General features: G+C 68.0%; 25 protein-coding genes. 13 read left to right on the top strand and 12 right to left on the bottom strand.

What is annotated here, in order from left to right:
- From ACLBYA_RS15205 to ACLBYA_RS15180, 6 genes are read left to right on the top strand one after another with little or no spacing between them, the layout of a single operon-like run.
- Nucleotides 1-774, top strand: a complete 774-nt coding sequence (locus ACLBYA_RS15205; RefSeq protein WP_447710248.1) for an SDR family NAD(P)-dependent oxidoreductase — start codon at nucleotides 1-3, stop codon at nucleotides 772-774.
- Complete coding sequence (locus ACLBYA_RS15200; RefSeq protein WP_447710247.1) at nucleotides 771-2237, top strand: AMP-binding protein; 1467 nt, start codon at nucleotides 771-773, stop codon at nucleotides 2235-2237. The genes ACLBYA_RS15205 and ACLBYA_RS15200 overlap by 4 nt, the downstream gene beginning before the upstream one ends.
- 20 nt (nucleotides 2238-2257) lie before the next feature.
- Complete coding sequence (locus ACLBYA_RS15195; RefSeq protein ID WP_447710246.1) at nucleotides 2258-3055, top strand: SDR family oxidoreductase; 798 nt, start codon at nucleotides 2258-2260, stop codon at nucleotides 3053-3055.
- 47 nt (nucleotides 3056-3102) lie between these two features.
- Nucleotides 3103-4047 carry an alpha/beta fold hydrolase gene (locus tag ACLBYA_RS15190; protein ID WP_447710245.1) on the top strand — a complete coding sequence of 315 codons (945 nt, stop codon included), beginning with the start codon at nucleotides 3103-3105 and terminating at the stop codon, nucleotides 4045-4047.
- Between the two features lie 54 nt (nucleotides 4048-4101).
- Nucleotides 4102-4524, top strand: coding sequence for a PPOX class F420-dependent oxidoreductase (locus tag ACLBYA_RS15185; protein WP_447710244.1), 423 nt, complete (start codon nucleotides 4102-4104; stop codon nucleotides 4522-4524).
- A gap of 42 nt (nucleotides 4525-4566) precedes the next feature.
- On the top strand, nucleotides 4567-5217 hold the full coding sequence (locus tag ACLBYA_RS15180; protein WP_447710243.1) for a TetR/AcrR family transcriptional regulator: 651 nt from the start codon (nucleotides 4567-4569) through the stop codon (nucleotides 5215-5217).
- Here the strand turns inward: ACLBYA_RS15180 and ACLBYA_RS15175 are convergent.
- Both ACLBYA_RS15175 and ACLBYA_RS15170 read right to left on the bottom strand, forming a co-directional pair.
- Entirely contained in the window at nucleotides 5214-5618 is a 405-nt protein-coding gene (locus ACLBYA_RS15175) for a heme-binding protein (protein ID WP_447710242.1), read from the bottom strand. The two genes, ACLBYA_RS15180 and ACLBYA_RS15175, sit on opposite strands and share 4 nt — an antisense overlap.
- Nucleotides 5615-5968: a hypothetical protein gene (locus tag ACLBYA_RS15170; RefSeq protein WP_447710241.1), complete on the bottom strand. Its 354-nt coding sequence runs from the start codon at nucleotides 5966-5968 to the stop codon at nucleotides 5615-5617. The genes ACLBYA_RS15175 and ACLBYA_RS15170 overlap by 4 nt, the downstream gene beginning before the upstream one ends.
- 199 nt (nucleotides 5969-6167) lie before the next feature.
- Here ACLBYA_RS15170 and ACLBYA_RS15165 point away from each other — a divergent pair, with 199 nt between their 5' ends.
- Nucleotides 6168-10664, top strand: coding sequence for an ATP-dependent helicase (locus tag ACLBYA_RS15165; protein ID WP_447710240.1), 4497 nt, complete (start codon nucleotides 6168-6170; stop codon nucleotides 10662-10664).
- 37 nt (nucleotides 10665-10701) lie between these two features.
- A complete protein-coding gene (nei2, locus tag ACLBYA_RS15160) occupies nucleotides 10702-11454 on the top strand; it encodes an endonuclease VIII Nei2 (RefSeq protein WP_447710239.1) in 753 nt (250 codons plus the stop codon).
- Here the strand turns inward: nei2 and ACLBYA_RS15155 are convergent, their stop codons facing one another.
- From ACLBYA_RS15155 to ACLBYA_RS15145, 3 genes are read right to left on the bottom strand one after another with little or no spacing between them, the layout of a single operon-like run.
- On the bottom strand, nucleotides 11455-11877 hold the full coding sequence (locus tag ACLBYA_RS15155) for a hypothetical protein (RefSeq protein WP_447710238.1): 423 nt from the start codon (nucleotides 11875-11877) through the stop codon (nucleotides 11455-11457).
- Between the two features lie 44 nt (nucleotides 11878-11921).
- On the bottom strand, nucleotides 11922-13025 hold the full coding sequence (locus tag ACLBYA_RS15150) for a fatty acid desaturase family protein (protein WP_447710237.1): 1104 nt from the start codon (nucleotides 13023-13025) through the stop codon (nucleotides 11922-11924).
- Nucleotides 13026-13048: 23 nt separating this feature from the next.
- Nucleotides 13049-14116, bottom strand: a complete 1068-nt coding sequence (locus ACLBYA_RS15145) for a ferredoxin reductase (protein ID WP_447710236.1) — start codon at nucleotides 14114-14116, stop codon at nucleotides 13049-13051.
- A 114-nt stretch (nucleotides 14117-14230) separates the two neighbouring features.
- Between ACLBYA_RS15145 and ACLBYA_RS15140 the strand changes: the two genes are divergently transcribed.
- Nucleotides 14231-14962 (top strand): TetR family transcriptional regulator, encoded by a 732-nt coding sequence (locus ACLBYA_RS15140; RefSeq protein ID WP_447710235.1) that lies wholly within the window; start codon nucleotides 14231-14233, stop codon nucleotides 14960-14962.
- 9 nt (nucleotides 14963-14971) lie between these two features.
- Nucleotides 14972-15754 (top strand): enoyl-CoA hydratase/isomerase family protein, encoded by a 783-nt coding sequence (locus tag ACLBYA_RS15135; protein ID WP_447710234.1) that lies wholly within the window; start codon nucleotides 14972-14974, stop codon nucleotides 15752-15754.
- Here the strand turns inward: ACLBYA_RS15135 and ACLBYA_RS15130 are convergent.
- Nucleotides 15751-16521, bottom strand: a complete 771-nt coding sequence (locus ACLBYA_RS15130; protein ID WP_447710233.1) for an SDR family NAD(P)-dependent oxidoreductase — start codon at nucleotides 16519-16521, stop codon at nucleotides 15751-15753. The two genes, ACLBYA_RS15135 and ACLBYA_RS15130, sit on opposite strands and share 4 nt — an antisense overlap.
- Nucleotides 16522-16724: 203 nt before the next feature.
- Here ACLBYA_RS15130 and ACLBYA_RS15125 point away from each other — a divergent pair, with 203 nt between their 5' ends.
- Complete coding sequence (locus ACLBYA_RS15125) at nucleotides 16725-17492, top strand: FkbM family methyltransferase (RefSeq protein WP_447710232.1); 768 nt, start codon at nucleotides 16725-16727, stop codon at nucleotides 17490-17492.
- On the opposite strand, the gene ACLBYA_RS15120 is transcribed toward ACLBYA_RS15125, so the two are convergent.
- From ACLBYA_RS15120 to ACLBYA_RS15110, 3 genes are all read right to left on the bottom strand, one after another.
- Nucleotides 17473-18336: a pseudouridine synthase gene (locus tag ACLBYA_RS15120; protein WP_447710231.1), complete on the bottom strand. Its 864-nt coding sequence runs from the start codon at nucleotides 18334-18336 to the stop codon at nucleotides 17473-17475. The two genes, ACLBYA_RS15125 and ACLBYA_RS15120, sit on opposite strands and share 20 nt — an antisense overlap.
- Nucleotides 18337-18338: 2 nt before the next feature.
- On the bottom strand, nucleotides 18339-20078 hold the full coding sequence (locus ACLBYA_RS15115; RefSeq protein WP_447710230.1) for a glycerol-3-phosphate dehydrogenase/oxidase: 1740 nt from the start codon (nucleotides 20076-20078) through the stop codon (nucleotides 18339-18341).
- A gap of 74 nt (nucleotides 20079-20152) precedes the next feature.
- Entirely contained in the window at nucleotides 20153-21568 is a 1416-nt protein-coding gene (locus ACLBYA_RS15110) for an NAD(P)H-quinone dehydrogenase (RefSeq protein ID WP_447710229.1), read from the bottom strand.
- Nucleotides 21569-21694: 126 nt separating this feature from the next.
- Here ACLBYA_RS15110 and ACLBYA_RS15105 point away from each other — a divergent pair, with 126 nt between their 5' ends.
- Nucleotides 21695-22162, top strand: coding sequence for a gamma-glutamylcyclotransferase (locus ACLBYA_RS15105; protein ID WP_447710228.1), 468 nt, complete (start codon nucleotides 21695-21697; stop codon nucleotides 22160-22162).
- Nucleotides 22163-22218: 56 nt separating this feature from the next.
- Here the strand turns inward: ACLBYA_RS15105 and ACLBYA_RS15100 are convergent, their stop codons facing one another.
- The 3 genes from ACLBYA_RS15100 to ACLBYA_RS15090 all read right to left on the bottom strand — a co-directional run bounded on the left by ACLBYA_RS15100 (nucleotide 22219) and on the right by ACLBYA_RS15090 (nucleotide 25622).
- A complete protein-coding gene (locus ACLBYA_RS15100; protein ID WP_447710227.1) occupies nucleotides 22219-23118 on the bottom strand; it encodes a hypothetical protein in 900 nt (299 codons plus the stop codon).
- Nucleotides 23119-23280: 162 nt separating this feature from the next.
- On the bottom strand, nucleotides 23281-24444 hold the full coding sequence (locus ACLBYA_RS15095) for an amidohydrolase (protein WP_447710226.1): 1164 nt from the start codon (nucleotides 24442-24444) through the stop codon (nucleotides 23281-23283).
- A complete protein-coding gene (locus tag ACLBYA_RS15090) occupies nucleotides 24441-25622 on the bottom strand; it encodes a M20 family metallopeptidase (RefSeq protein ID WP_447710225.1) in 1182 nt (393 codons plus the stop codon). Before ACLBYA_RS15090 ends, ACLBYA_RS15095 begins: the two co-directional genes overlap by 4 nt.
- Nucleotides 25623-25640: 18 nt before the next feature.
- Here ACLBYA_RS15090 and ACLBYA_RS15085 point away from each other — a divergent pair, with 18 nt between their 5' ends.
- Entirely contained in the window at nucleotides 25641-26435 is a 795-nt protein-coding gene (locus ACLBYA_RS15085) for a purine-nucleoside phosphorylase (RefSeq protein WP_447710224.1), read from the top strand.

Below are 26435 nucleotides of genomic sequence, written 5' to 3'. Positions count from 1 at the left end.
ATGCAGGTAGCGATCGTGACGGGGGCCAGCAGCGGGATCGGATTCGGTTGTGCCACCACGCTTTCCGCCGCCGGCATGGCGGTTCTCGGGGCGGGCCGGGACGCCGATCGGTTGGCCGATCTGGAGCGCGCCATCGGCGATCCGGAACGGGTGGCGACACTCGCCGTCGATCTGACCGCCGACGACGGCCCCGCCCGGATCGTGCAGGAGGCAGTGTCCCGGTGGGGGCATATCGACTTCCTGATCAACAATGCCGGCGTCGGTAGCCCGAAGCCACTGCACGAGACCGATGACGAATCCCTGGACTACTTCCTCGGATTGATGCTCCGGGCACCGTTCCGGCTGGCCCGTGACGTCATCCCGCACATGCGGTCCGGCTCGGCGATCATCAACGTCACCTCCACCTTCGCGGTGGTCGGCGGCCTGCGCGGCGGAGCATACTCGGCGGCCAAGGGCGGTCTGACGGCACTGACCGGTCACATCGCGTGTCAGTACGGCGCCCAGGGCATCCGGTGTAACGCCGTGGCACCGGGTGTGACCTTGACGCCGATGGTGGAGCAGCGTCTCAACGACCCGGGGTTCCGCAAGATGCAGACCGAGATGACCCCGCACACCCGACTCGGCACGGTCGACGATATCGCCGCGACGGTGGCCTTCCTGTGTTCTCCCGGTGGGGCCTTCATCAACGGGCAGACCATCGTGGTGGATGGCGGCTGGAGCTCCACCAAGTACCTGTCGGAGTTCGCGCTGACCTCCGACTGGGTGGCCAAGTGAATCTGTTCGCGGTACTGGATCAGGCGGCGACCCGGTTCGGCGATCGCGGCGGGGTGTACCGCGGCACCGAGCAATTGCACACCTGGTCCGAATTACGCGACCGGGCACTGAGACTGGCAGCCTCGCTATCGGACCGCGATACGGGTGCACGCATCGCCATTGCCTCCGAGAACCGCCCCGAGATCATCGAGCTGATGTTCGCGGCCTGGGCCGCCGGGTGCGCCGTCGTTCCCATCAACTTCAAACTGCACCCCCGCGAGATGGCGCAGATCCTCGACGATTCGGGCGCCGCAGTGGTTTTCGCCTCCCCGAAGATCGCCACCGGGCTCACCGGCGTCGCAGGCGTGCCCATCGAGGATGTCGAGTCGCCCGCCTACACCGCCCGGCTGGAATGTGCTCCGGCAGCACCGGCCGATACCGACCCGGGCGCGCTGGCCTGGCTGTTCTACACCAGCGGCACCACCGGACGGTCGAAGGGCGCGATGCTCAGCCATCGCAACCTGATGGCGATGACGGTGTCGCATCTGGCCGATTTCGATTCTCCGGACCAGGATTCCAGCCTGCTGCACGGGGCGCCGATGTCCCACGGATCCGGTCTGTACATCGCGCCGTATGTGCTGCGCGGTGCCCGGCAGGTGATCCCCGAGTCAACGGGCTTCGAGCCCGACGAGTTCCTTGACCTGTGCGACCATCATCCCGGCAGCAGTTGCTTCCTGGCGCCGACCATGGTGGGCCGCCTCGTCGCGACCGGCCGGCGACGGCCGACGAACCTGCGGACCATCGTGTACGGCGGCGGCCCGATGTACGTCGACAGCCTGAAGAAGGCCATCGCCGCCTACGGCCAGGTCTTCGTACAGCTCTACGGGCAGGGTGAGGCTCCGATGACCATCACCGGCCTGCGTAAGGCCGATCACCGCGATGCCGGCGACGAGGTGCTGGGCTCGGTCGGTTACCCACGTTCCGGTATCGAGGTCACGGTACTCGATTCCGACGGAAAGCCCGTCGGAATCGGGGAGGTCGGTGAGATCGTCTGCCGGGGTGACGTCGTCATGTCGGGCTACTGGAACAACCCGGCGGCAACCGCGGCCACGCTGGCCGGGGGCTGGCTGCACACCGGCGATATGGGGTCGTTCGACGCGCACGGGTATCTGACCCTGCGCGACCGCTCCAAGGATGTGGTGATCAGCGGCGGCAGCAACATCTACCCGCGCGAGGTGGAAGAGGTACTGATCGAGCACCCGGGTGTCGACGAGGCCTGTGTGGTCGGCGCCCCGGACCCGGAATGGGGTGAGATCGTCGTCGCGTTCATCGTGGGCACGGCGAGCGAGGGCGACCTGGACACCCACCTGCTGGACCGCATCGCGCGGTTCAAGCGGCCCAAACGGTACTTCTACATCGACGAACTGCCCAAGAACAGCTACGGCAAGGTGCTCAAACGGGAGTTGCGCGAACAGGTTCGCTGAGCACTTGGTAGACACGAACCATGCAGATCGAGGGCAGGGTTGTCGTCATCACCGGTGCGGGTTCGGGGATCGGCCGCGCGCTGGCGCACGCGTTCGCCGCCGCCGGCGCCTCGGTGGTGGCCGGGGATATCGACGCCGATGCGGCCGCACAGACCGCGGCGGACATCGGCGACCACGGCGTCGGGGTCGGGGCAGACGCCTCCTCGGTCGCCGGTATCGCGAACTTGCTGGATACAGCCAAGACCACGTTCGGCGCCGTCGACATCTACGTCGCCAATGCCGGCATCATCGGCGCGCCTGAGCTAGGCACCGACGCCGACTGGGACCGCATCCTCGAGGTGAACCTACGCGGTCACATCCGGGCCGCCGACGCCCTGCTACCGGAGTGGATCGAGCGTGGCAGCGGCTACTTCGTCAGCGTCGCGAGCGCGGCCGGACTGCTCACCCAGGTCGGCGCCGCCGGCTACGCGGTCACCAAGCATGCCGCCGTCGGCTTCGCCGAGTGGCTGGCGATCACACACGGCGACAACGGGATCGGGGTCAGCTGCGTCTGCCCGATGGGAGTGGCCACCCCGTTGCTGGATGCCATCACCGAGTCCACCGACGCCACCGCCCGGGTGGCGGCGGCCTCCATCACCACCGCCGGCGAGGTGCTCTCGGCGCAGGACGTGGCGGCCGCGACACTGGACGGGATCCTGGCCGACCGGTTCATGGTGCTACCGCATCCGGGTGTGCTGGACATGTACCGCGGCAAGGGCGCCGACTACGACCGCTGGATCGCCGGGATGCGGCGGTATCAGCGCGCCCTGCGCAGCTGAGACGCGGGCGGACGTCACTGAGCCACGCGTCGTCGTACCATCCGAAGATGGGACCGCGGGAATGGATACGACGAGCCGGGGCCGCCGCCGCGGCCGATATCGACGTGGAGGCGCCTGGTACACCGCGCTGGTTCACCGAGGCACTGTCCACCGCCGCGACCCGCTCCTCGATCGTCGTCGACGACTGTTCCGTGCACTACCGCTCCTGGGGTGACCCGTCGTCGCCGACATTGGTGTTGATCCATGGTGGCGGCGCACATTCCGGATGGTGGGATCACATCGGGCCGTTGCTGTCGCGGCGCCACCACGTCGTCGCCCCTGATCTCAGTGGGCACGGAGACAGCGGGCAGCGCGATGAGTATTCGCTGCGCACCTGGGCGCGTGAGGTGCTGGCGGTGGGGACCGCACACGACGCCGGCGCCCGACCGATCCTGGTGGGGCACAGCATGGGCGGCTGGGTCGCCTCCACGACCGCTCTGCGATACGGCGCCGATATCGAAGGCAATGTCGTCATCGACTCGCCCGTGCGCGATCGCGCCCCCGAGGGCGGACGCATGCACAATCGGGGGCACAGACCCGCCGGATACCGCAGCGAGCAGGAAATCGTCTCCCGGTTCCGGGTGGTGCCGGCCCAACCCGACACGCTGCCGTACGTGCTGGACCACATCGCCGCCGAGTCGGTGCGCCAGGACGGCGGGCGGTGGTTCTGGAAGTTCGACCCGCGCGTTTTCGCACTCCCCGAACGCGATTTCGGCCCCACCGAGGAGGAGCCGATGGAAGAGATGTTCGCGAGCATGCGCGCTCGCACCTGCTACGTGCGGTGCGAGCACGGGATCGTCGCCCCCGAAATGGCGGAACGGATCGAGTCGGTGCTGCAACTGCGCGGGCCGTTCATCGAACTGGCCGCCGCCGGGCATCATCCGATGGTCGATCAACCGCTTGCTCTGGTGGCGACGCTGCGTGCGGTGTTGGAGATGTGGTCGATCACCTGATAGTGGTCAAATACTCTGCTGGACAACAGCATTCACAACGAAGGGGCGCAACAGATGTCGACATTGGACGAGGACGTCGTGGAGTTCCTGATGACCGGAACCCGCACCGGCATGCTGGGCTACCTCGCCGCCGACGGCCGACCGCTGATCGCCCCCGTGTGGTTCGTCGTCGACGGAAATGACCTGGTGTTCAACACCGATTCCGGCTCGGCGAAGGCCCGGGCCTTTGCCCGCGACCCGCGTGTGGTGATGTGTGTCGACGATCCACACCCGCCGTTCTCGTTCGTTCAGATCCAGGGCACGGTCAGCGTGTCGGACGACCTCGACGAGGTGCGTTCGGTGGCCACCCGGGCCGGCGGCCGCTACATGGGTGTTGATCGCGCGGACGAGTACGGCCGGCGCAACGGGGTACCCGGAGAGCTGGTCGTGCGGCTGGCCCCGACGAAGGTGGTCAAGGCGTTTCACGTCGCCTCCTGACCCCCGCGCCGTCGTTGCACACATGCCCATTACGCTGCGTCCATGGGCGAATCCCGGCGCCGCCTCTCCCCCGATGACCGTCGCACCGAACTGCTGACGCTCGGCGCCGAGGTGTTCGGCCAACGCCCGTACGACGAGGTCCGCATCGATGAGATCGCCGAGCGGGCCGGTATCTCGCGGGCGTTGATGTATCACTACTTCCCGGACAAGCGGGCGTTCTTCGCCGCCGTCGTGCACGCCGAGGGAGAACGATTGTTCGAGGCGACCAACGCCCCGCTGGATCCCGAGCAGAGCCTGTTCGACCAGATCCGCGCCGGCGTGCTGGCCTATCTGCGCTACGACGAGGAACATCCGCACGGCGCCTGGGCGGCCTACATGGGTATGGGCCGGGCCGATCCGGTGCTGCGCGGGATCGATCAGATCGCCAACGACAAGCAGGCCGACCGCATCATCGACGCCGTGCACACAGCGGCCGGGCAAACACTGCAACCGGCGACGGCCCGGGAGTTACGCGTGACGGTGTACGGCTGGCTGGCATTCACCTTCGAGCTGTGCCGCCAGCGTGTGTTGGATCCGGCGCTGGACGCCGGATTCATCGCCGACTCGTGTGCGCACAGCCTGCTCGACGCGGTCGGCCGGGTACCGGGGATCCCGGCACCACTGGCCGACACGGTGTCCCCGGCGCGGCGCTAGCCGCCGCAACGCGCCCGGAAATCCTTGGCGGGCTGTCGGATTGCCCGCAATTCGTCACGTACCTGTGGGTTGGCGACCATGAACTCCTCCATCGTCGCCCGGCGCTCCTCCTGTGTCCTGTCGTGCAGCGAGGTGAGGAAGTCGTTCACCGGCGGATGTGTGAACAGATAGGCCGATGTGGCGGCCGAGACTCCGGCCAGGATGCCGGTCAGGTCCGCGGCGGTGCAGTTCGGCGGCAGCGGGGCCGCAGGTTCGGCTGCCGCCGGCGGAGCCGGCGAAAACAGCACCGCCGGCGACGCGAGCAGCACGGCCAGCGCCCCGAACGCCACGACGGTGGCCCGCCGCAGTGAGATCCCGTTCCACAGCATGTCGTTCTCCTCGGTTGATTTCTGTTCGCTCATCGCCGACCACCGCCGCGTCCACCCCCGGGATTGGGCCTGCCCGCCCCCGGTCGGCCGATATCGGGCCTCCCGGGACCGCCCGGCCCGCCGATATCCGGGTTCAGGTCCACGTCGATACCCCAGTAGTAGTCGTCGCACAGGTACCAGTTGTCCTCGCACGGGTAGGGCGAGTACGGCCCCGACGATCCGCTGGGACCGTCGCCGGTGTTCGAGCCGCGGACATCACCCTGCGAGCAGATCGTCGTACCACCCGTACTGGTGCAGTCGGCGCGCGCATCGGGCAGGTCCGGCGAGATGGTGAGACCGGCGACCACGAGACCGGGAACGACAAGAACCTTGCACACCTTCATCAGGCCACTCCTCTGCCACACCGTGAAAGCGCCACGGTGAACCGGCCCCGACGCCCCGCGACCGGTGCCACGCGGGCCCGAAGCAGCGGCCGCACGCACTCAAGATCATAAATCCGGATACCCACGCTGTACACGACTTTTACGCTGACGTAAGCACCGCGAACGCTCACTTGTCGGTGGGTGGGGGCACTATGTACGCGTGGCCGTAGACGATCCGTTGGCCCGGTTCAGTTCGCTGACCCGGGACTGGTTCGGCGCGACCTTCCCGGCGCCCACCGCCGCCCAGACGCAGGCGTGGGCGGCCATCGCCGACGGCAGCGACACGCTGGTGGTGGCGCCCACCGGTTCCGGCAAGACGCTGGCGGCGTTCCTGTGGGCCATCGACGACCTGGCCCGGTCGCCTTCGGAGCAGCCGGGCACCCGGGTGCTCTACGTCTCGCCGCTGAAGGCACTGGCCGTCGATGTCGAACGCAACCTGCGCACTCCGCTGACCGGCCTGACCCGGGTGGCCGAACGCGAAGGTGTCCCGGCACCGGCCATCACGGTCGGGGTACGCTCCGGGGACACCACCGCCAAAGCGCGTCGCGACCTGATCACCCGGCCGCCGGACATCCTCATCACGACACCCGAGTCGCTGTTCCTCATGTTGACCTCGGCGGCCCGGGACACCCTGACCCAGGTTCGGACCGTCATCGTCGACGAAGTGCATGCGGTGGCCGCCACCAAACGTGGTGCACACCTTGCTGTTTCACTGGAACGACTGGACGCGTTGCTGGACCGGCCGGCCCAGCGGATCGGGTTGTCGGCGACGGTGCAACCCGCCGAGGAGGTGGCCCGTTTCCTCACCGGTGGCGCCGCCACCATCGTGGCCCCGCCGGCGGACAAGACCTTCGAGCTACAGGTCCAGGTGCCGGTACCGGATATGACGAACCTCGCCGAGGGCTCCATCTGGCCCGATGTCGAGGAGCGCATCGTCGACCTGATCGAGACACACCAGTCCTCCATCGTGTTCGCCAATTCACGCCGGCTCGCCGAGCGACTCACGTCCCGTATCAACGAGATTCACGCTGAACGCAGTGGTGTCGAACTTCCCGGATCGGCCAACAGCAAGGTGGCCGCCGGGGCGCCCGCGCATGTGATGGCCAGCGGGCAGAGCTTCGGCGCGCCGACCGAGTTGGCCAAGGCCCACCACGGATCGGTCAGCAAGGAACAACGTGCGCTGGTCGAGGACGATCTCAAGAGCGGCCGACTCAAAGCCGTCGTCGCCACCTCCAGTCTGGAACTCGGTATCGACATGGGTGCCGTCGATCTGGTCATCCAGGTGTCGGCGCCGCCATCGGTGGCCAGCGGTCTGCAGCGGGTAGGGCGGGCCGGACACCAGGTGGGTGAGATTTCGCAGGGGGTGCTGTTCCCCAAGCACCGCACCGATCTGATCGACTGCGCCGTCACGGTGCAACGCATGCGCGCCGGGCAGATCGAGACCATGCGGGTACCGGCAAACCCCCTCGATGTGCTGGCTCAGCACACGGTGGCCGCCGCCGCGCTGGAACCGCTGGACGCCGACGCCTGGTTCGACACGGTGCGCCGCAGCGCCCCGTTCGCGACGTTGCCGCGCACCGCCTTCGAGGCGACGTTGGATCTGCTGTCGGGCAAATACCCGTCCACCGAATTCGCCGAGTTGCGCCCTCGACTGGTCTACGACCGTGATGCCGGTGCGCTGACCGCGCGGCCGGGCGCCCAACGGCTCGCGGTCACCTCCGGCGGCGCCATCCCCGACCGTGGCATGTTCACGGTGTACCTGGCCTCAGAGGACGAGAAGCCGTCACGGGTAGGTGAACTGGACGAGGAGATGGTCTACGAGTCGCGGCCCGGTGACGTCATCTCACTCGGCGCGACCAGTTGGCGGATCACCGAGATCACCCATGACCGGGTGCTGGTCATCCCGGCACCGGGGCTGCCCGCCCGGCTGCCGTTCTGGCGCGGCGACAGTGTCGGCCGGCCCGCCGAGCTCGGCGCGGCGGTCGGTGCGTTCACCGGCGAGCTCGCCGGACTGGGCAGCGAGGAGTTCCGCCTGCGCTGCCACGATGTCGGTTTCGACGACTACGCCACCGACAACCTGTGGCAGCTGATCGACGAACAGCGTCAGGCCACCGGTGCGGTCCCCAGTGACTCCACCCTGGTGGTGGAGCGTTTCCACGACGAGCTCGGCGACTGGCGGGTGATCCTGCACTCCCCCTATGGATTGCGGGTGCACGGCCCGCTGGCGCTGGCCGTCGGACGACGACTACGCGAACGTTATGGGATCGACGAGAAGCCGACCGCCTCCGACGACGGCATCATCGTGCGGCTACCCGACGGTGGTGACGATCCGCCGGGGGCGGATCTGTTCGTCTTCGAGGCCGACGAGCTGGAGGCCGTCATCACCGCCGAGGTCGGCGGATCGGCGCTGTTCGCGAGCCGATTCCGCGAGTGCGCGGCGCGGGCACTGCTGCTGCCACGCCGCCACCCCGGTAAACGATCCCCGCTGTGGCATCAACGTCAACGCGCGTCTCAGCTGCTCGATGTGGCGCGCAAGTACCCGGAGTTCCCGATCGTGCTGGAGGCCGTCCGGGAATGCCTCCAGGACGTCTACGACGTGCCCGCCCTGACCGAGCTGATGGGCCGGGTGGCGCAACGCCGTATCCGGCTCCTGGAGGTCGAGACCGCCACCCCCTCCCCGTTCGCGGCCGCCGCGCTGTTCGGCTACGTCGGCGCGTTCATGTACGAGGGCGACAGCCCACTGGCCGAACGACGCGCCGCCGCACTGTCATTGGACACCGTGCTGCTGGCCGAGCTGCTGGGCCGCGTCGAACTGCAGGACCTGCTCGACCCCGACGTGGTGACCGCCACCGCCCGTCAGCTGCAACATCTGGACCCCGACCGGGCGGCCCGCGACGCCGAAGGGGTCGCCGACCTGCTGCGGCTGCTGGGTCCGCTCACCGAAGTGGAGATCGCAGACCGCGCAACCACATCCGATGTCGGCGGCTGGTTGGAGGGGTTGCGCGAGGCACGTCGGGCGCTGACGGTGTCGTTCGCCGGTCAGAGCTGGTGGGTGGCCGTCGAGGATGTCGGGCTGCTGCGTGACGGGGTCGGGATCGCGGTGCCGGTATGGGTGCCGACCAGCCTGACCGGGTCGATCAATGACCCGTTGGCCGATCTGCTCGGCCGGTACGCGCGCACTCACGGCCCGTTCGGTACCGACGAGGCGGCCGCCCGGTTCGGGTTGGGTGTGCGGGTGACCTCCGATGTGCTGGGCCGGTTGGCGGCCGACGGTCGCCTGATCCGCGGCGAGTTCACCGCGGCGTCGGCGGCCGGTGAACAATGGTGCGACGCGACCGTTCTCAAGATCCTGCGGCGCCGGTCGCTGGCCGCGTTGCGCGCGGCGGTGGAGCCGGTCAGCACGGCGGCCTACGGTCGCTTCCTGCCGGCCTGGCAGCACCTCGGGACCGAGCAGGTACGCGGGGTGGACGGGCTGGCCGGGGTGATCGAGCAGCTGGCCGGGCACCCGCTGCCGGCCTCGGCGGTCGAATCGCTGGTGTTCGGGCAGCGGGTCGCCGACTATCAGCCCGCCATGCTCGACGAACTGCTCGCCTCCGGTGAGGTCACCTGGTCGGGTACCGGACAGATCGGCGGCAGTGACGGGTGGATCACCTTCCATCCCAGTGACACCGCCGCGCTGACACTGGCCGCGCCGGCCGAGATCGATTTCACCGACACGCATCGCGACATCATGGAGTCCCTCGGGCACGGCGGGGCGTACTTCTTCCGGCAGCTCGGTGACGGTACCTCGACCGAAGGGTTGAAATCGGCGCTGTGGGATCTGATCTGGGCCGGCTGGGTCACCGGTGACACGTTCGCGCCGGTGCGCGCCGTGCTATCCGGCCCGCGGCGCGGCGGTGCGCCCGCGCACCGGCAACGGCAACGGCCACCGCGGTTGAGCCGCTACAGCCTGGCCCAGGGTCAGCAACGTGCCGACCCGACGGTGGCCGGCCGCTGGTCGGCATTACCCACGGCCACACCGGATTCCACGGTGCGCGCGCATTTCCAGGCCGAGCTGCTGCTCAATCGGTACGGGGTGCTGACCCGTGGGGCGGCGGACGGTGTGCCCGGCGGGTTCGCCATGTTGTACAAGGTGCTGACCGCGTTCGAGGACGCCGGCCGCTGCCAGCGCGGCTATTTTGTCGAGTCGCTCGGCGGGGCCCAGTTCGCGGCCGCGGCGACGGTCGACCGGCTGCGCAGTTATCTCGACGGTGTCGACCCGCGCAGTCCCGACCTGCACGCCATCGCGCTGGCGGCCACCGATCCCGCCAACCCGTACGGTGTGGCGCTGCCCTGGCCCGATGACCCCGAGATGACCCACCGGCCGGGGCGCAAGGCGGGCGCGCTGGTGGTGCTCGTCGACGGTGCACTGGTCTGGTTCCTGGAACGCGGCGGCCGGACCCTACTGAGCTTCACCGACGATCCGGAACCCCAGCACGCCGCCGCCGTCGCGCTCGCCGGGCTGGTCAGCGCCCGTCGGGTCCCGGCACTGTTGGTCGAGAAGATCAACGGAGTCAGCGTGCTGGAGGCTGCCGGCGACCAGGTGCGAGCCGGGGTGGCCGAGGCACTGGTCAGCGCCGGTTTCGCGAAGACCCCACGCGGGCTGCGGCTGCGCTGAGCGGGTTCGCCTCGGCACTGCAAGGTTCAATGGAGTCATGCCCGAGGGTGACACCGTCTATCGCACCGCCGCCAAACTGCGGGAGGCGCTGACCGGGCAGACCCTGACCCGCTGCGATATCCGGGTGCCGAAATTCGCGACGGTGGATCTGACCGGGCAGACGGTCGACGAGGTTGCCAGCCGCGGAAAGCATTTGTTCATACGTGTCGGTACAGCAAGCATCCACTCGCATCTCAAAATGGACGGTAGCTGGAATATCGGAGCTACCCGGGCGCCACAGCACAAGATCCGCATCGTACTGGGGACCGCCGACACCATCGCCAGCGGAATCGATCTCGGCATCCTGGAGGTGCTCGAGCGCGCAACGGATCAGGACGTCGTCGCACATCTGGGGCCGGATCTGCTGGGGGCAGACTGGGATCCACAGGTGGCACGGGCCAATCTGATTGCCGACCCGGACCGGCAGTTCGCCGACGCACTACTCGATCAGCGGGTGATGGCCGGCGTGGGCAACGTCTACGCCAACGAACTCTGTTTTGTGCTCGGCCGGTTGCCCGACTCCTCCGTCGGCGATCTGCCCGATCCGCTACGCGCGGTACAACGCGCTCGGGACATGTTGTGGCTCAACCGGTCCCGCGCCAACCGCACCACCACCGGCAACACCCGACGCGGCCAGCAGGTGTGGGTATACGGTCGTGGCGGCCAGCCGTGCCGGCGCTGTGGCACCACCATCAAACGCGATGACGCCGGCGACCGGATCCGCTTCTGGTGCCCCACCTGTCAGCGGTGATCAGACCGTGCAGTCGACTCCGGCAGCATCGCGGGCGATGACACAGGCCGACGGGTTGGACAGCTTCCAGGTGCCGCCCTGGTCCACCCAGTAGATGTTGTGGGTGCGGGTCCCGAACACCGGGACCGTCACGGCCAGTTGGGCATCCAGCTGATTGCCGACCAGGACGGGGTTCTGCACCTGCCAGGACAGCAGCCCGCCGTAGGCGTTGAGCCGGTTGGCGATGTTGTCGGCGGTGGGCAGCGCGGCCGCCCCGCCGTCGAGCAGCGCGGCGCGGTCGGCGGCCGGGGCCCCGGTATTGAGGATGGCTTGTAGCTGCGAGGTCAACTCACCCGCGCTGGGCACGGCCGGTTCGGCCCAGGCCAGTCCCGCACCTCCCAGTGCATCCGCCGCCAACATCGTCGCCATCATTGCCACACGCATGTGGCACACCCCACCACGGCGGTGGCCGGTCGACAAGAGCTACGTCAGCCGGCCGGGGTGCGGTTGGGCAGTGCCAGCCGGCAGATCTTCTTGATCACCGAGAAGAACTGCTTGTGGATCGGGCCGCTGTTGTACGGCAGGCCGTAGCGCCGGCAGATCTCCTTGACCTCACCGGAGATCTCCGAGTACCGGTGCGCCGGGATGTCCGGGAACAGGTGATGCTCGATCTGGAAGGACAGGTTGCCACTGAAGATGTGGAACCACTTGCCACCGGACAGGTTCGCCGAACCCAACAGCTGGCGGTAGTACCACTGGCCGCGGGTCTCGTCGCGGGTCTCCTCGACCGTGAACTCATGGGTGCCCTCCGGGAAGTGCCCGCAGAAGATGATCGTGTACGACCACACGTTGCGCATCAGGTTGGCGGTCATGTTGCCCGCGAACACAAATGGCGCAAACGGTCCGGCCAGCAGCGGGAACGCCACATAGTCCTTGACGGTTTGCTTGCGGACCTTCGCCCACATCTCGGTGAGCATCTCCTTTTTGTCCCGCAGCGTGATCTCACCAGACCGGATGCGTTCGGTCTCCAGTTCGTGCAACGCGACACCGTACTGGAAGAGCACCATCAGCAGGAACGCGTACACCGGGTTGCCCAGGTAGTACGGGTGCCATTTCTGATCCTCACTCATCCGCAGGATGCCGTAGCCGATATCGCGATCCAGATCGACGATATTGGTATAGGTGTGGTGCATGTAGTTGTGCGAGTGCCGCCACTGGTTGGACGGGCACGCCGAATCCCATTCGAAGTTCTGGCCGCGCAGCGCCGGGTCGCCCATCCAGTCGTACTGGCCGTGCATGACGTTGTGGCCGATCTCCATGTTGTCCAGGATCTTCGACAGCCCGAGCATCGCGGTGCCGACCGGCCAGGCCGGCGGCAGGAACAGCAGTACGCGGCCGCCGACCTCGAGGCTGCGCTGCCATTTGATGATCTTGCGGATGTACTCGGCATCACGCTCACCGAGGTCGGCCAGCTGACGCTCGCGGATGGCGTCGAGTTCGGCGCCGAAGGCCTCGAACTGTTCAGGGGTCAGGGTGTACTTCCGGCTCTCGGCCGCCGGGGTCGCAACGGGCAGTTCCAGCATGGCAGTCATGTGCTTGAGTCCTTTCGCGTTGTCTACAGGTCGATTTCGACATCACCCACGGGGGCGGTGATGCAGATACGGATGTCTTCACAGTCGTCGGTGGACACCGCACCGTTGAGTAGATTGCGCACCGCGCCACGGGTCTTGGGTCGGGTGCAGGAGAAGCAGATACCCATCCGGCAGCCGCTCTCGGGGTTCAGCCCGGCGGCTTCGGCCTGGGCCAGCAGCGACTGGCCGTCGTCGGTGACCGCCACCCCACTGCCGGTGAAATTGACCGTGCCGCCACTGGATTCGCCGGGAGCCGCGAACGCCGGCGGCACGAAGCTCTCGGAAAGAGCGTCTGGGCGCACGGCACGCACGGCGTCGACCAGGGCGGCCGGTCCGCACACGAAGATCGCGTCGGGCTCGGCCATGGCCGCGTTCAGGTGGTGCGGCGCGAAGTGGCCGTCCAGATCGGAACCGGCATCGTCGCGGGTGAAGCCGTGCAGCACCCGTACCCCCGCCATGGTGTCCAGTTCGTCGCGGTAGCAGGCCTCCTCGGCCGACCGCGCGTAGTGCACGAAGGCGATCTGACCGTCGAATCGCTCCGCCTTGAGCGTGCGCACCATCGACATCACCGGGGTGATACCGCTGCCCCCGGAGACGAACAGGATCCGGCGGGGCCGCTGCGCAGGCATGTAGAAGTCGCCGCCGACGGAGTCGAGTCCCACGATCATGCCGGGTTCGGCGTTCTCGTAGAGGTAGGTCGAGACCAGACCGCCGTCGTGCAATCCGACGGTCAGTTCCAGCAGCGAACTGTCCTCGGCGCTGGCCGGCGAGTACGGGCGGGTGCGGCGGCGGCCGTCGATCTCGACCGACAGGTTGATGTGCTGTCCGGCCTGAAATCCGGCGAACACACCATTGGGCTGCAGTGTCAACGTGACGCTGCGGGGCGTCTGCCGACGGACGGCGACGATCCGGGCGCGGGCCTGCCCGCGAATCCAGACCGGGTCGACGATCTCGGTGTAACGATCGACACCGTGTGGTCCGGTGAGCAACTCCAGAAGCGGCGACCGGAGCACCCGGTCCCGCCAGGAGCGCGTCTTGGTTTCGGTGAACATATGTACACTGTTAAACAGTACCGGCGGTCTCGTCAACCAATATCCGCAGCTTGTGATGGCCATTACACAGTGAACAGATGTACTCCCAAATCACGAACGTTTGAGGACTGATCGATGTGGAATCAGCTATCCGAGGCAGTTGTAGGCTCGTTGGTTGTGGAAAGCGACGTACCCAGGTCCCGGTCGGGTCGCTCCGGGCGATCCAGTCGGAGCCGATCCGGCAAGGACACGCTCTCGCGGGATGAACGCAAGGAGGTCACCCGTCGGGCGATCGTCGCCGCCGCCCTGCATCTGCTGGAACAGGACAGTTTCACCGCGCTGAGCCTGCGCGAGGTGACCCGCGAGGCCGGCATCGTCCCGGCCGCGTTCTACCGGCATTTCGAATCCATGGAGGCCCTCGGCCTGGTCCTCATCGACGAATCCTTCCGGTCGCTGCGCGACATGCTGCGCGGGGCCCGCGCCGGCAAGCTCGATCCGAACCACGTCATCGACTCCTCCGCCGAGATCCTGATCGCCAGCATCAGCGAGCGCCGCGAACACTGGCGTTTCATCACCCGCGAACGCGCCAGCGGGGTGTCGGTCCTGCGGTACGCCATCCGCACCGAACTCCGTTTGCTCACATCCGAACTCGCGATCGACCTCGCTCGTTTTCCCGGGATGACAAACTGGAGCAGCGAGGATCTCAACGTCCTTGCCGCCCTGTTCGTCAACTCCATGTTCTCCATCGCCGAACTCGCCGAGGACGCCGCCGACCAGACCGCCCTCGACGAGATCAAACAGATCGCCGTCAAACAGATGTCGATGATCACCATCGGGGTCCGGGGCTGGCACGATGGCAGCGCCTAATGTCGGTGCATGCCGAACCTGGAGCTGACCCACCCGCGCCCCGAGATCGCCGTCCTAACCCTCAGCCGGCCCGCCAAGCTCAACGCGCTCTCTCCGGATCTGGTCGAGGACCTGCACCACACCCTGGATGCGATCGCCGAGGACGCCACCTGCCGGGTGGTGGTGCTCACCGGCGCCGGGCGTGGCTTCTGCGCCGGACTGGACCTCACCGACAGCACCCCACCACCGGCCTCAGCCGGGCTGGAGAAACCGCGCGCGGGTATGCGCTGGCAGGAGCGCATCGCCGGGCTGACGGTCAAGCTGCACCGGCTTCGCCAACCGGTCATCGCGGCGGTCAACGGTGCGGCCTACGGTGGCGGTTTCGCGCTGGCGATGGCCGCCGATATCCGGGTGGCCGCGGACACCGCGCGGTTCTGCACCCAGTTCATCAAGCTCGGCATCGGTGGTTGCGATATCGGGGTGAGCTACACGCTGCCGCGGATCATCGGCGCCGGCCCGGCGTTCGATCTGATCCTCACCGCCCGGACAGTCGAGGCCGACGAAGCCCTGCGCCTGGGGATGGTCTCACGCGTGGCGCCGGACGCTCTCGCCGAATCCCTCGAGGTCGCCGAAACACTCTGCGGCTACGGCAAGTTCGGCCTGGAGTCCACCAAACAGGTGTTGTGGGCCAACCTCGACGCGGGTTGTCTGGAAACCGCCCTGCACGTCGAGAACCGGAGCCAGATCCTGGCCGGCAGCAGCGGCGATATGCGGGCCTTCGCCGAGGCGTTCGGTAATCGCCGCAAGTCCTAGCGCGCCGTTCCGCCACCGTCGACGATGACGACCTGCCCGGTCATGTAACTACCGGCCGGCGAACACAGCAGCAGCGCCGCGCCGACCATCTCGTCCGGTGACGCCAGCCGCTTCATCAGCGTCCCCTTCGTCATCGCCTCGATCGCCTCCTGCGGGTTGTTGCGCATCATGTCGGTGTCGACGGGACCGGGGGCGATCGCGTTGACCCGGATGCCCACCGGGGCCAACTCGGCGGCCATCGACCGCGTCATCGACATCAGCGCCGCCTTGCCCGATGCGTAGATCGACAGCGACGGGGCGAAGTTGAACGCACCGACCGACACCATGTTCAGCACCGCCGCCGACGGGCTCTGCCGCAGATACGGCAGCGCGTGCTGCACCAGGAACACCGGGCCCTGCAGGTTGACCGCATAGGACTTCTCCCAGGCCGCCGGGGTCATCTGCCCGAGCGGCTGGGCCAGCGCGTTGGCGGCGTTGTTGACCACCACGTCGACACCGTCGAACTCGGCCACGGTGGCTGCCACCAGCGCACCCAGATCGTCGACGTCACCCATGTGTGCCGGCACGCCGATGGCCTGACCGCCGAGTGCCCGCAGATGCTCGGCCGCGGCGGTGCAGGCGTCCGGTTTGCGGCTGGCCACCACAACCCGGGCGCCGGCCAGCACAAAACCCTCAGCCAGCGCCAACCCGATGCCACGCGTGCCGCCGGTCACAATCACGGTGCGATCCGACATGTCGAACAGTTGGTCAAACGCGCTGCGATCCACGCCGGTAGTAGACCAGATCGCCACGCTGACATGCGGCGAACCGCGGATCGGCGGCATGCCGCTGTCTGGGCGGACGCCGCCGAAGTTTGGACGCGAGCGCAACAATCCGGCCGCCCTGGGCTGTGAATAGCTGTGCCGACGACTAATCTCATTCAGAACCGGGCATCCACTCCGAAAGGTCGGCCCGTCACACTGGAGGTGTAATGCAGATCGCTGGGCGCGGCGTCGGCAAAATTGCCGGATCAGTGCTGCACCGCCGGAACTACACCGCCGCACGCAACATGCTGCGGGTCTACGAACATCCGGTCGCGATCTTCAAGCAGTACGTCACCGGCTCCGGGACCTACCCGAGCACGGTCCGGGTGAAGACCCCGCAAGGCTGGGTGGCTCTACGCCTTTATTCTTCGCACGACTTGCTGACGGTCAACGAGATTTTCTGTCGCTCCGATTACGCGGCCGACGCCACCGACCGCGTGATCGTCGACTTCGGGTCCAATATCGGCATTTCAGCCGCCTACTTTCTGTCCCGCACCCCGCAGGCGCACACCTATCTGTTCGAGCCGCTGCCTCGTAACGTGACGCGCCTGCGCGAGAATCTGAAGCCGTTCGAAGATCGCTACACCCTGCAGGAGGTCGCAGTCGGTGCGGCCGACGGCGAGGTCGAGTTCGGTTTCGAGGAGACCGGCCGGTACGGCGGGGTGAATGCCGAACTCGGCAATTCCCTGACCGTAACATGCGTCAATTCGCAGCAGATTCTGCGTGATGTCATCGAAAAGCACGGGCAAATAGACATCCTGAAGATTGATATCGAAGGATTGGAAGCAGCCGTCATCGGAAACATTCCCGTCGATGTCGCGCAGAAAATAGACAAGCTCTATGTCGAGTACCTATTCGACGAGAATCCGTTGGCCCAGACGCACGACCTTGCGCATTACGGCGGTATCGCGCAGTTCACCCGCAGGGTGGGCTGAGCAGGTCGCGATCGCTGACGAAGCTTCGTTGCGCCCCGGTGACCGGGTCGGCGAACTCCAGGCGGTGCGCCAGCAGGCGCAACGGACGGGTGAAATCGCCGGGCGCGATATCCAGCACATCCGGGTAGAGCGGGTCGTCGTCGATCGGGATACCGATCGAGGCCAGATGCACCCGTAGCTGATGGGTGCGCCCCGTCCGCGGAGTCAGCCGATACAGCCCGTCGCCCAGACTCTCGACGAATGTCTCGGCATTGGGCTCGCCGGGCTCCTCGAACGCCTGCAGCCGACCGCGGACCTTGGTGATGCGACTGCGCAACACCGTGGGCAGCAGCACGGTCGGGGTGCCGCCGGCGCGGGCCAGATAGCTCTTGTGCACCCGGCCGTCGGCGAACAGGGTCTGGTACGCCCCGCGCACCTCACGACGCACGGTGAACAGCAGCACCCCGGCAGTGAGGCGATCCAGTCGGTGCGCCGGGCTCAGCTCGGGCAGTCCGAGATCGCGGCGCAACCGCACCAGCGCCGTCTGCACGACGTGCCCGCCGCGCGGCATGGTGGCCAGGAAATGTGGCTTGTCGACGACCAGCAGGTCGTCGTCGCGGTACAGCACCGGCATCTCGAACGGCACCGGGACCTCGTCGGGCAGCTCGCGGTACAGATAGACATAAGCACCGGCCGCCAGCACCGACGTCTCGTCGAAGGGCACCCCGTCGGCCGAAAAGACCTCCCCGGCAATCACTTTCGCGCCGGCGCCCCACCGCCGCTCGAACTCGTCGACCAACCGACCGCCGTGCACCCGCACCCGGGACGGGCCGATACCGGCGTGACTGGGTGGGCCGTCGGGCACAATCAATTCAGCGGCACCGGTTCCAGGATCTCGGCGCGGGCCTCCGGCGCTGCCGCCCGCAACGCGTCGGCGGATTCGTCGTCGGGTTGGGTCTGCGAGCGCACCTCCGCCTCGACCCTGGCCAGGTAGGTCGCGACCTCACGGTCGACATCATCGGCACTCCAACCGAGCACGGGGGCAACGGTTTCGGCGACCTCGCGGGCGCAGTCCACGCCGCGGTGCGGGTACTCGATCGAGATGCGCATGCGCCGGGCCAGGATGTCCTCCAGGTGCAGCGCCCCCTCGGCGGCTGCGGCGTAGACCGCTTCGACCTTCAGGTACACCGGCGCATCCGTGATCGGTTCCAGCAGTTCGGGTTTGTCGTCGGCGAGCGAGAGCACCTCACCGATCAGCGAGCCGTACCGGTCCAGCAGATGGCGCACCCGGTAGGGGTGCAACCCGTAGTGCGTGCCGACATGCTCGGTCTGGTTCACCAGCGCGAAGTAGCCGTCGGCACCGACCAGTGGCACCTTCTCGGTGATCGACGGCGCGACCCGGGTCGGCACGAATTCGGCTGCGGCATCGATGGCGTCGGCACCCATCACGCGGTATGTGGTGTACTTGCCGCCGGCGATCGCCACCAGTCCGGGCGAGGGCACCGCGACGGCGTGCTCGCGCGACAGCTTCGAGGTGGATTCGTTCTCCCCGGCCAACAGCGGACGCAGACCCGCATAGACCCCGTCGATATCGTCATGGGTCAACGGGGTGGCCAGCACCGAGTTGACGTGGCCGAGGATGTAGTCGATATCGGCCTTGGTGGCCGCCGGGTGGGCCAAATCGAGATTCCAGTCGGTATCGGTGGTGCCGATGATCCAGTGGGTGCCCCACGGGATCACGAACAGCACCGACTTCTCGGTGCGCAGGATGATCGCCACCTCGCTGACGATGCGGTCGCGCGGCACCACGATGTGCACCCCTTTGGAGGCGCGAACCCGAAATCGCCCGCGTTCCTTGGACAATGCCTGGATCTCGTCGGTCCACACCCCGGTGGCGTTGACGACGACGTGGCCGCGGACCTCGGTGGTCGACCCGTCCTCGGAGTCGCGCACCCGCACGCCGGTGACCCGGTCGCCCTCCCGCAACAGCGCCACCACCTGCGTCGAGGTCCGCACCACCGCGCCGTAATGCGCGGCCGTGCGGGCAACCGTCATGGTGTGCCGGGCGTCGTCGACGACGGTGTCGAAATAGCGGATACCACCGATCAACGAGCTGCGCTTCAGGCCGGGTGCCAGCCGCAGCGCCCCCGCCTTGAGCAGATGTTTCTGCGCCGGAACGGATTTCGCGCCGCCGAGCTGGTCGTAGAGGAAGATACCTGCCGCGATGTAGGGCCGTTCCCACAATCGTTTGGTGAGCGGGAACAGGAATGGCAGCGGCTTGACCAGATGCGGTGCCAGCGTGGTCAGGGAGAGCTCGCGTTCGTGTAAGGCCTCCCGCACCAGACCGAACTCCAGTTGCTCCAGATAGCGCAACCCGCCGTGGAACATCTTCGAGCTGCGACTCGACGTACCCGAGGCGAAGTCCCGCGCCTCCACCAACGCCACCTTGAGGCCGCGGGTGGCGGCGTCCAGCGCCGCGCCGACACCGACGACACCGCCGCCGATCACCACCACGTCGAATTGCTCGCTGCCCAGGCGTTGCCAGGCTGCCGCGCGCTGGGCCGGTCCGAGTTGAGCTTGACCATTGCCTGAAATCGGGTCAGTCACGTACCCGAGCCTACGTCGCGGGACCGGCCGGTGTGGCCCGTCGGCAGGCGAACCTGGCCCTGAGTCGAGGTTGGCTAGTCCAGATCGTCGTGGGCCATCAGGCGGCGGGCGGCCTCGACGATGGACCCCGACAGCGACGGGTACACCGACAGCGTCTGCGCCAGATCGGTGACCGTCAGGTTGTTCTGCACCGCCAGCGCGATCGGCAGGATCAGCTCGGAGGCGATCGGTGCCACCACAACTCCGCCGATCACCACGCCGGTGGCCGGTCGGCAGAAGATCTTGACGAAACCGCGTCGCAGCAGCGACATCTTGGCCCGGGCGTTGGTGGTCAGCGGCAGCATCAGGGTGCGGGCGGGCACCGCGCCGCTGTCGATCGAGGTCTGCGGCACCCCGACAGCGGCGATCTCGGGCCGGGTGAAGGTCGCCGAGGCCACCGTGCGCAGCCGGATCGGCGACACCCCCTCGCCCAGGGCGTGGTACATCGCGATGCGGCCCTGCATGGCGGCCACCGAGGCCAGCGGCAACAGGCCGGTGCAGTCGCCCGCGGCATAGATCCCGGGGGCGGTGGTGCGCGAGACACGGTCCACCTTCAGGTAGTTGCCGGGGCCCAGTTCGATGCCGACGCGGTCCAGCCCCAGCCCGGAGGTGTTGGGCACCGAACCGACGGTCATCAGGGCGTGGCTGCCCTCGACGGTGCGGCCGTCGGCGATGGACACCTTGATACCGCGGTCGGTGCGGGTCACCGAGTCGGCGCGGGCGTTCTTCACCAGCTCCACCCCGCGTTCGGCGAACGCCTCCTCCAGCACGGCCGCGGCGTCGGCGTCCTCGTGCGGCAGGATCAGGTCTCGGCTGGCCACCACCGTCACCTTGACGCCGAGCTCGGTGTAGGCGCTGCAGAACTCGGCGCCGGTGACACCGGATCCGACGATCACCAGATGCTCGGGCAGCTCGGTCAGGTCGTAGAGCTGACGCCAGTTCAGGATGCGTTCGCCATCAGGGACGGCGTTGGGCAGCACGCGGGGGGTCGCCCCGGTCGCGATGAGTACGACATCGGCCTTCAGGACGCCGACCTTGCCGTCCGGGGTGGTCACCTTGATCCGGTGGGCGGCCATTCCGGGCACGTCGTCGACCAGTTCGCCGCGGCCCTGCACGACGTTGACGCCGTCGCGCAGCAGCTGGGCGCCGATATCGGCGGACTGTGACCGGGCCAGCGTCTTGACCCGATTGTGAATCTGGCCCAGCGAGATCTTGGCGTCGTCGATGGCGATGTCGAATCCCAGGCCGTTGGCGCGGCGCAGCTCGGTGCGCACACCGGTCGAGGCGATGAACGTCTTGGACGGCACACAGTCGAACAGCACACACGCCCCGCCGACGCCGTCGCTGTCCACGACGGTGACCTGGACAACCTCCGGTCCCCTGGCCGCCGCCACCAGGGCAGCTTCGTAGCCGGCCGGTCCTCCGCCGATGATCACGATCCTGGTAGGCACGGACATAACCTACTGAAGCCGTCCGGGGGCCGCGGCATGAATCCCCCGGGTCGCTGCGCTGCAGCCCACTCGAACATTTCCCGGGTCGCTGCGCTCCTGCCCACCGGACCGCATAGAGTTGGCGCCGTGCCGCTCTATGCCGCTTACGGATCGAACATGCATCCGGAACAGATGCTGCAGCGGGCGCCCCATTCACCGATGGCCGGCACCGGCTGGCTGCACGGGTGGCGCCTGACCTTCGGCGGCGAGGACTACAGCTGGGAAGGCTCATTGGCCACCCTGGTCGAGGACCCATCGTCGAAGGTGTTCGTCGTGCTCTACGACGTGACCACTGAGGACGAGGCCAATCTGGATCAGTGGGAGGGCTCCGAGCTGGGCTTCCACAAGAAGATCCGCTGCCGGGTGCACCGGCTGTCCTCGGACACCGAGATGGATCCGACACTGGCCTGGCTGTATGTGGTCGACGCCTGGGAGGGCGGCCTGCCCTCGGCGCGCTATCTCGGCGTGATGGCCGATGCCGCCGAGATCGCCGGCGCACCCGAGGCGTATGTGCACGACATCCGGACCCGGCCGGCCCGCAACGTCGGCCCCTGACTCTCCTTTCCCGCGAGCGACCGTGTCTGTACGCCGACACGCCGCGCGTGGTGACACTATGCGGTCGCTCGCATGGCAGTTCTGCGCTGAAGCTGACGCTCCATTCTGGCCACGAACTCCCGCGGATGGTGCCGGATGTCTTCGAACAGGATCGGCACAGAGACCCAGCCGACGTCCTGAACCGCCGCCAGCTTCCGCCGATCGCGACGCATCGCGTCGACTCCGCTGTGATAGTCGACGCCCTCGTACTCCGCGGCCACCCCGACCTCCGGCCATGCGAAGTCGAACCGCCTGAGATCGCCGTTGCCGTCCACGATCTCGTACTGCAGATGCGGGGTCGGTAGACCACCATCGTGCATGACCAACCTTGCCTCGCTCTCCATCGGCGACTCGGCGCGCGGATCGGCCAGCAGGATCAGTTCGCGCACCGCCACGATGCCGCGGCGGCAGGCCTGGTCCATCGCCGCTCGGTGCAACCCGTCGCGGTTGCAGTGCCCGCTGCGCAACGCAGCGTCCAGCGTGGCCAGGGCACGTCCGCGGCGCAGCGAACGAGCCACTTCCACCGCCGTCCACGCGGGTGCTGTCGCCGGCCGGCCGGCCACCTCGACCAAGGGTGCGCCGTCGCGCCGGTGCACCACCAATCCCTCGGCGGATCGGAGCCGCGATCCCACGGGGCTGAGCACATGTAGGTCGGGCGGCTCCTCGGTATCGAATCCGAAGGCCGCTGCTGCCGTACCGAGACAGCTGGGAACCATTGTCTGGCAGGATAAGTCGAGCCCTCGCAGCATCGTGTTGCGATCTGGATCGGCACGGCAGTACACCCCGTGCCACAACCGTTCGATCGACCCGTAGTCGAGCGCCGTCTGGAGTCCGCGCCGGGTCAGCAGACCCAGGACTTGCGCACTGGTGGCGACACCACCTTGACGTTCGAACAGGTCATCAAGCTCTGCGCCCATGCATCAGATGTTCATCCCCGCCGACCGCCAACCGCCACGCCCATCACGCGATATGTGGATGAACCCGCGTCTGTGCATGAATTGTTTCTGCTGAGCGACCGCAAAATGTCACTCACGACAGCGTGTCCGCGTACAGACACGGTCGCTCGCAGGGGGGGTGTTTCAGGCAGACAACTCCACCAGGTTGACCATCGTCCGAACGCCGACCGCGAGCGCGCGCTCGTCCAGGTCGAACGTCGGCTGGTGCAGATCCAGTTGTGGTCCCTGCCCGGACCACACCCCCAGCCGGGCCATCGCGCCGGGCACCTCCTCCAGGTACCAGGAGAAGTCCTCCCCACCACCGGACTGATGGGTGTCGGCAAGCGCATCGGGGCCGAGTGCCTCGATGGCGTGGGTGAAGATCCGGGTGGAGTGTTCCTCGTTGACCACCGGCGGCACGCCGCGGCGGTAGTTGACGCTGTGCTCCACCGACAGCGGCGCCAGGATCGACGAAACCACCTCGCGGACAAGTGCTTCCAAGGTCAGCCAGGTCTCCCGGCTTGCGGTGCGGATGGTGCCGGCCAGAGTGCCGGTCTGCGGGATCGCATTGGCGGCGACACCGGCGTTGACCGCCCCCCACACCATCACCGTGCTCTTGCGGGGATCGATGCGTCGCGACAACACGCCGGGCACACCGGTGATCAGCGACCCCAGCGCGTACACCAGATCCCCGGTCAGATGCGGCCGCGAGGTGTGCCCGCCCGGCGAGTGCAGGGTGATCTCGATCGAGTCGGCGGCTGAGGTGATGGGCCCGAGTCGCACCGCGACCTTGCCGACCTCCAAGCGCGGATCGCAGTGCAGCGCGAAGATCCGGGATAGCCCGGTCACCGCCCCGGCTGCCACCGCATCCAGCGCGCCGCCGGGCATCAGCTCCTCGGCGGGCTGGAAGATCAGCCGCACCCCGACCGGCAGTTCGGGCGCCGAGGCCAGCGCCAACGCCGCACCCAGCAGCACGCTGGTGTGCGCATCGTGCCCGCAGGCGTGCGCCACCCCGGGCACCGTCGAGGCGAACGGCAGCCCGGTGCGCTCGGCCATCGGCAACGCATCGATATCGGCCCGCAGCGCGACCCGCGGCCGGTCCTCCGGGCCGAAATCGCAGGTCAGTCCGGTCCCGCCGGGCAGGACCTTCGGGTTCAGGCCGGCCTCGGCCAGCCGGGCGGCGATGAACTCGGTGGTCGCGAACTCCTGACGGCTCAGTTCGGGGTGCGCGTGGATGTGCCGGCGCCAGGCCACCAACTCGCCGTGGTGGGCGGCCAGCCAGGCCTCGGTATGTGCGCGCAGGCTCATGACACCCGCCGATCCCGCGCGGCCAGCACGCGATCCCGCTCGCCGGCGTCCTCGGCGAGCGCAACCACCGTGCGCGCCAACATGATCGCGCCCTCGATGACGGCCTTGTCCGCGCTCGGTCCGGCCGCCGCGGCGGCGAACTCGGGCTGGTGCAGTGACGCACCGCCGGCATCGATGCCGACAACCGGGTGGATGCCCGGCAGCAGCTGGGTGACGTTGCCCATATCGGTGCTACCCAGCGGCAAAGCGGCCTCCAACTCGACGGGCAGCGGATGCCGGCCGGCGCGCCGCATCTCGGCGCGGAACACCTCGGACAGGAACGGGTCCGGGGCCAGCGCGTCATAGGGCGGCGCGGTCTCGGTGACGGTGTGCGTGGCCCCGGTGGCCATCGCGCCGGCCGCGAAACAGCCCGCCATCTTCTCCTCCAGCTTGCGCAGCGAGGCCATCTCGGTGGCCCGCATGGTGTAGCGCAGTTCGGCATGGGCCGGGATGACGTTGGTGGCCTGCCCGCCGTCGGTGACGATGCCGTGCATCATCTGCCCCGGCGCCAACTGCTGACGCAGCAGACCGATCGCCACCTGCGTCACCGTCACCGCGTCGGCGGCGTTCACCCCGAGATACGGCGCGACGGCGGCATGCGATTCGCGGCCGGTGTACTTGACGGCCACCTCTGTCAGCGCGAGCGAACGGGCCGCCGCGATATCGGCGGGCCCGGGATGCAGCATCACCGCCGCGGCGATGTCGTCGAAGGTTCCGGCGTTGAGCAGCAAGACCTTTCCGCCGCCGGCCTCCTCGGCCGGGGTGCCGATCAGCACGACGGTCAGGCCGAGATCGTCGGCGACGTCGGCCAGCGCCAGCGCGGTGCCCACCGCGGACGCGGCGATGATGTTGTGCCCACAGGCATGCCCGATCTCGGGCAGCGCGTCATACTCGGCGCAAACGCCGATGACCAGCGGCCCACTGCCGAACTCGGCCCGGAAGGCGGTGTCCAGCCCACCGGGGGCCTCGTGCACCTCGAAGCCACGCTCGGCGACCAGCGCTCGGGTCTTGGCGCAGCTGCGGTGCTCGGCGAACGCCAGCTCGGGCTCGGCGTGGATATCGTGCGACAGCGCGATCAGATCGCCACTGCGGCGGTTGACGGCGTCCTCGACGCTCGACGACGCGGTGACCGTGGACATCCTGGCAGTATCTCACTCGTGTCAGATCCTCAGTCGGCCGCCGACCACGCCGCCCGCGCCATCAGCGAACTCACCGGCGAACGCACCCACGATGTCGCCGTCGTCCTGGGGTCGGGTTGGGCCCCGGCGCTGGAAGCCCTCGGCGAGCCCACGGCGTCGATTCCGATGGCCGATCTGCCCGGCTTCACCCCACCGACCGCGGCCGGGCACAGCGGGCGGGTGCACTCGATCGTCATCGGCGCCCACCGGGTGTTGGTGCTGGTCGGCCGGATCCATGCCTATGAGGGACACAACCTGCGCCACGTGGTGCACCCGGTGCGCACGGCCTGCGCCGCCGGCGCCGACACCGTCATCCTCACCAATGCCGCCGGTGGCGTGCGCTCCGACATGTCCGTCGGGCAGCCGGTATTGATCGCCGACCATCTGAATCTGACCGCACGTTCGCCCCTGGTCGGCGCGCAGTTCGTCGATCTGGTGGACGCGTACTCGCCCGCACTGCGCGCCGTCGCCCGCGAGATCGATCCGGGGCTGACCGAGGGGGTGTACGCCGGGCTGCCCGGCCCGCACTACGAGACCCCGGCCGAGATCCGGATGCTGCGCACCCTCGGCGCGGACCTGGTGGGCATGTCGACGGTGCACGAGACGATCGCCGCCCGTGCGGCCGGCGCGGCGGTGCTGGGAATCTCGCTGGTCACCAATCTGGCGGCGGGGATGACCGGGCAGCCGCTCAACCACGAAGAGGTGCTGGAGGCCGGTCGGCGGTCGGCGACCCGGATGGGCACCCTGTTGGCCGCGGTGATCGCGCGGCTCTAG

The organism is Mycobacterium sp. C31M (assembly GCF_053345865.1).
The sequence above is the reverse complement of the archived record's forward strand: the minus strand, read 5'-3'. Positions and strand labels throughout refer to the sequence as shown.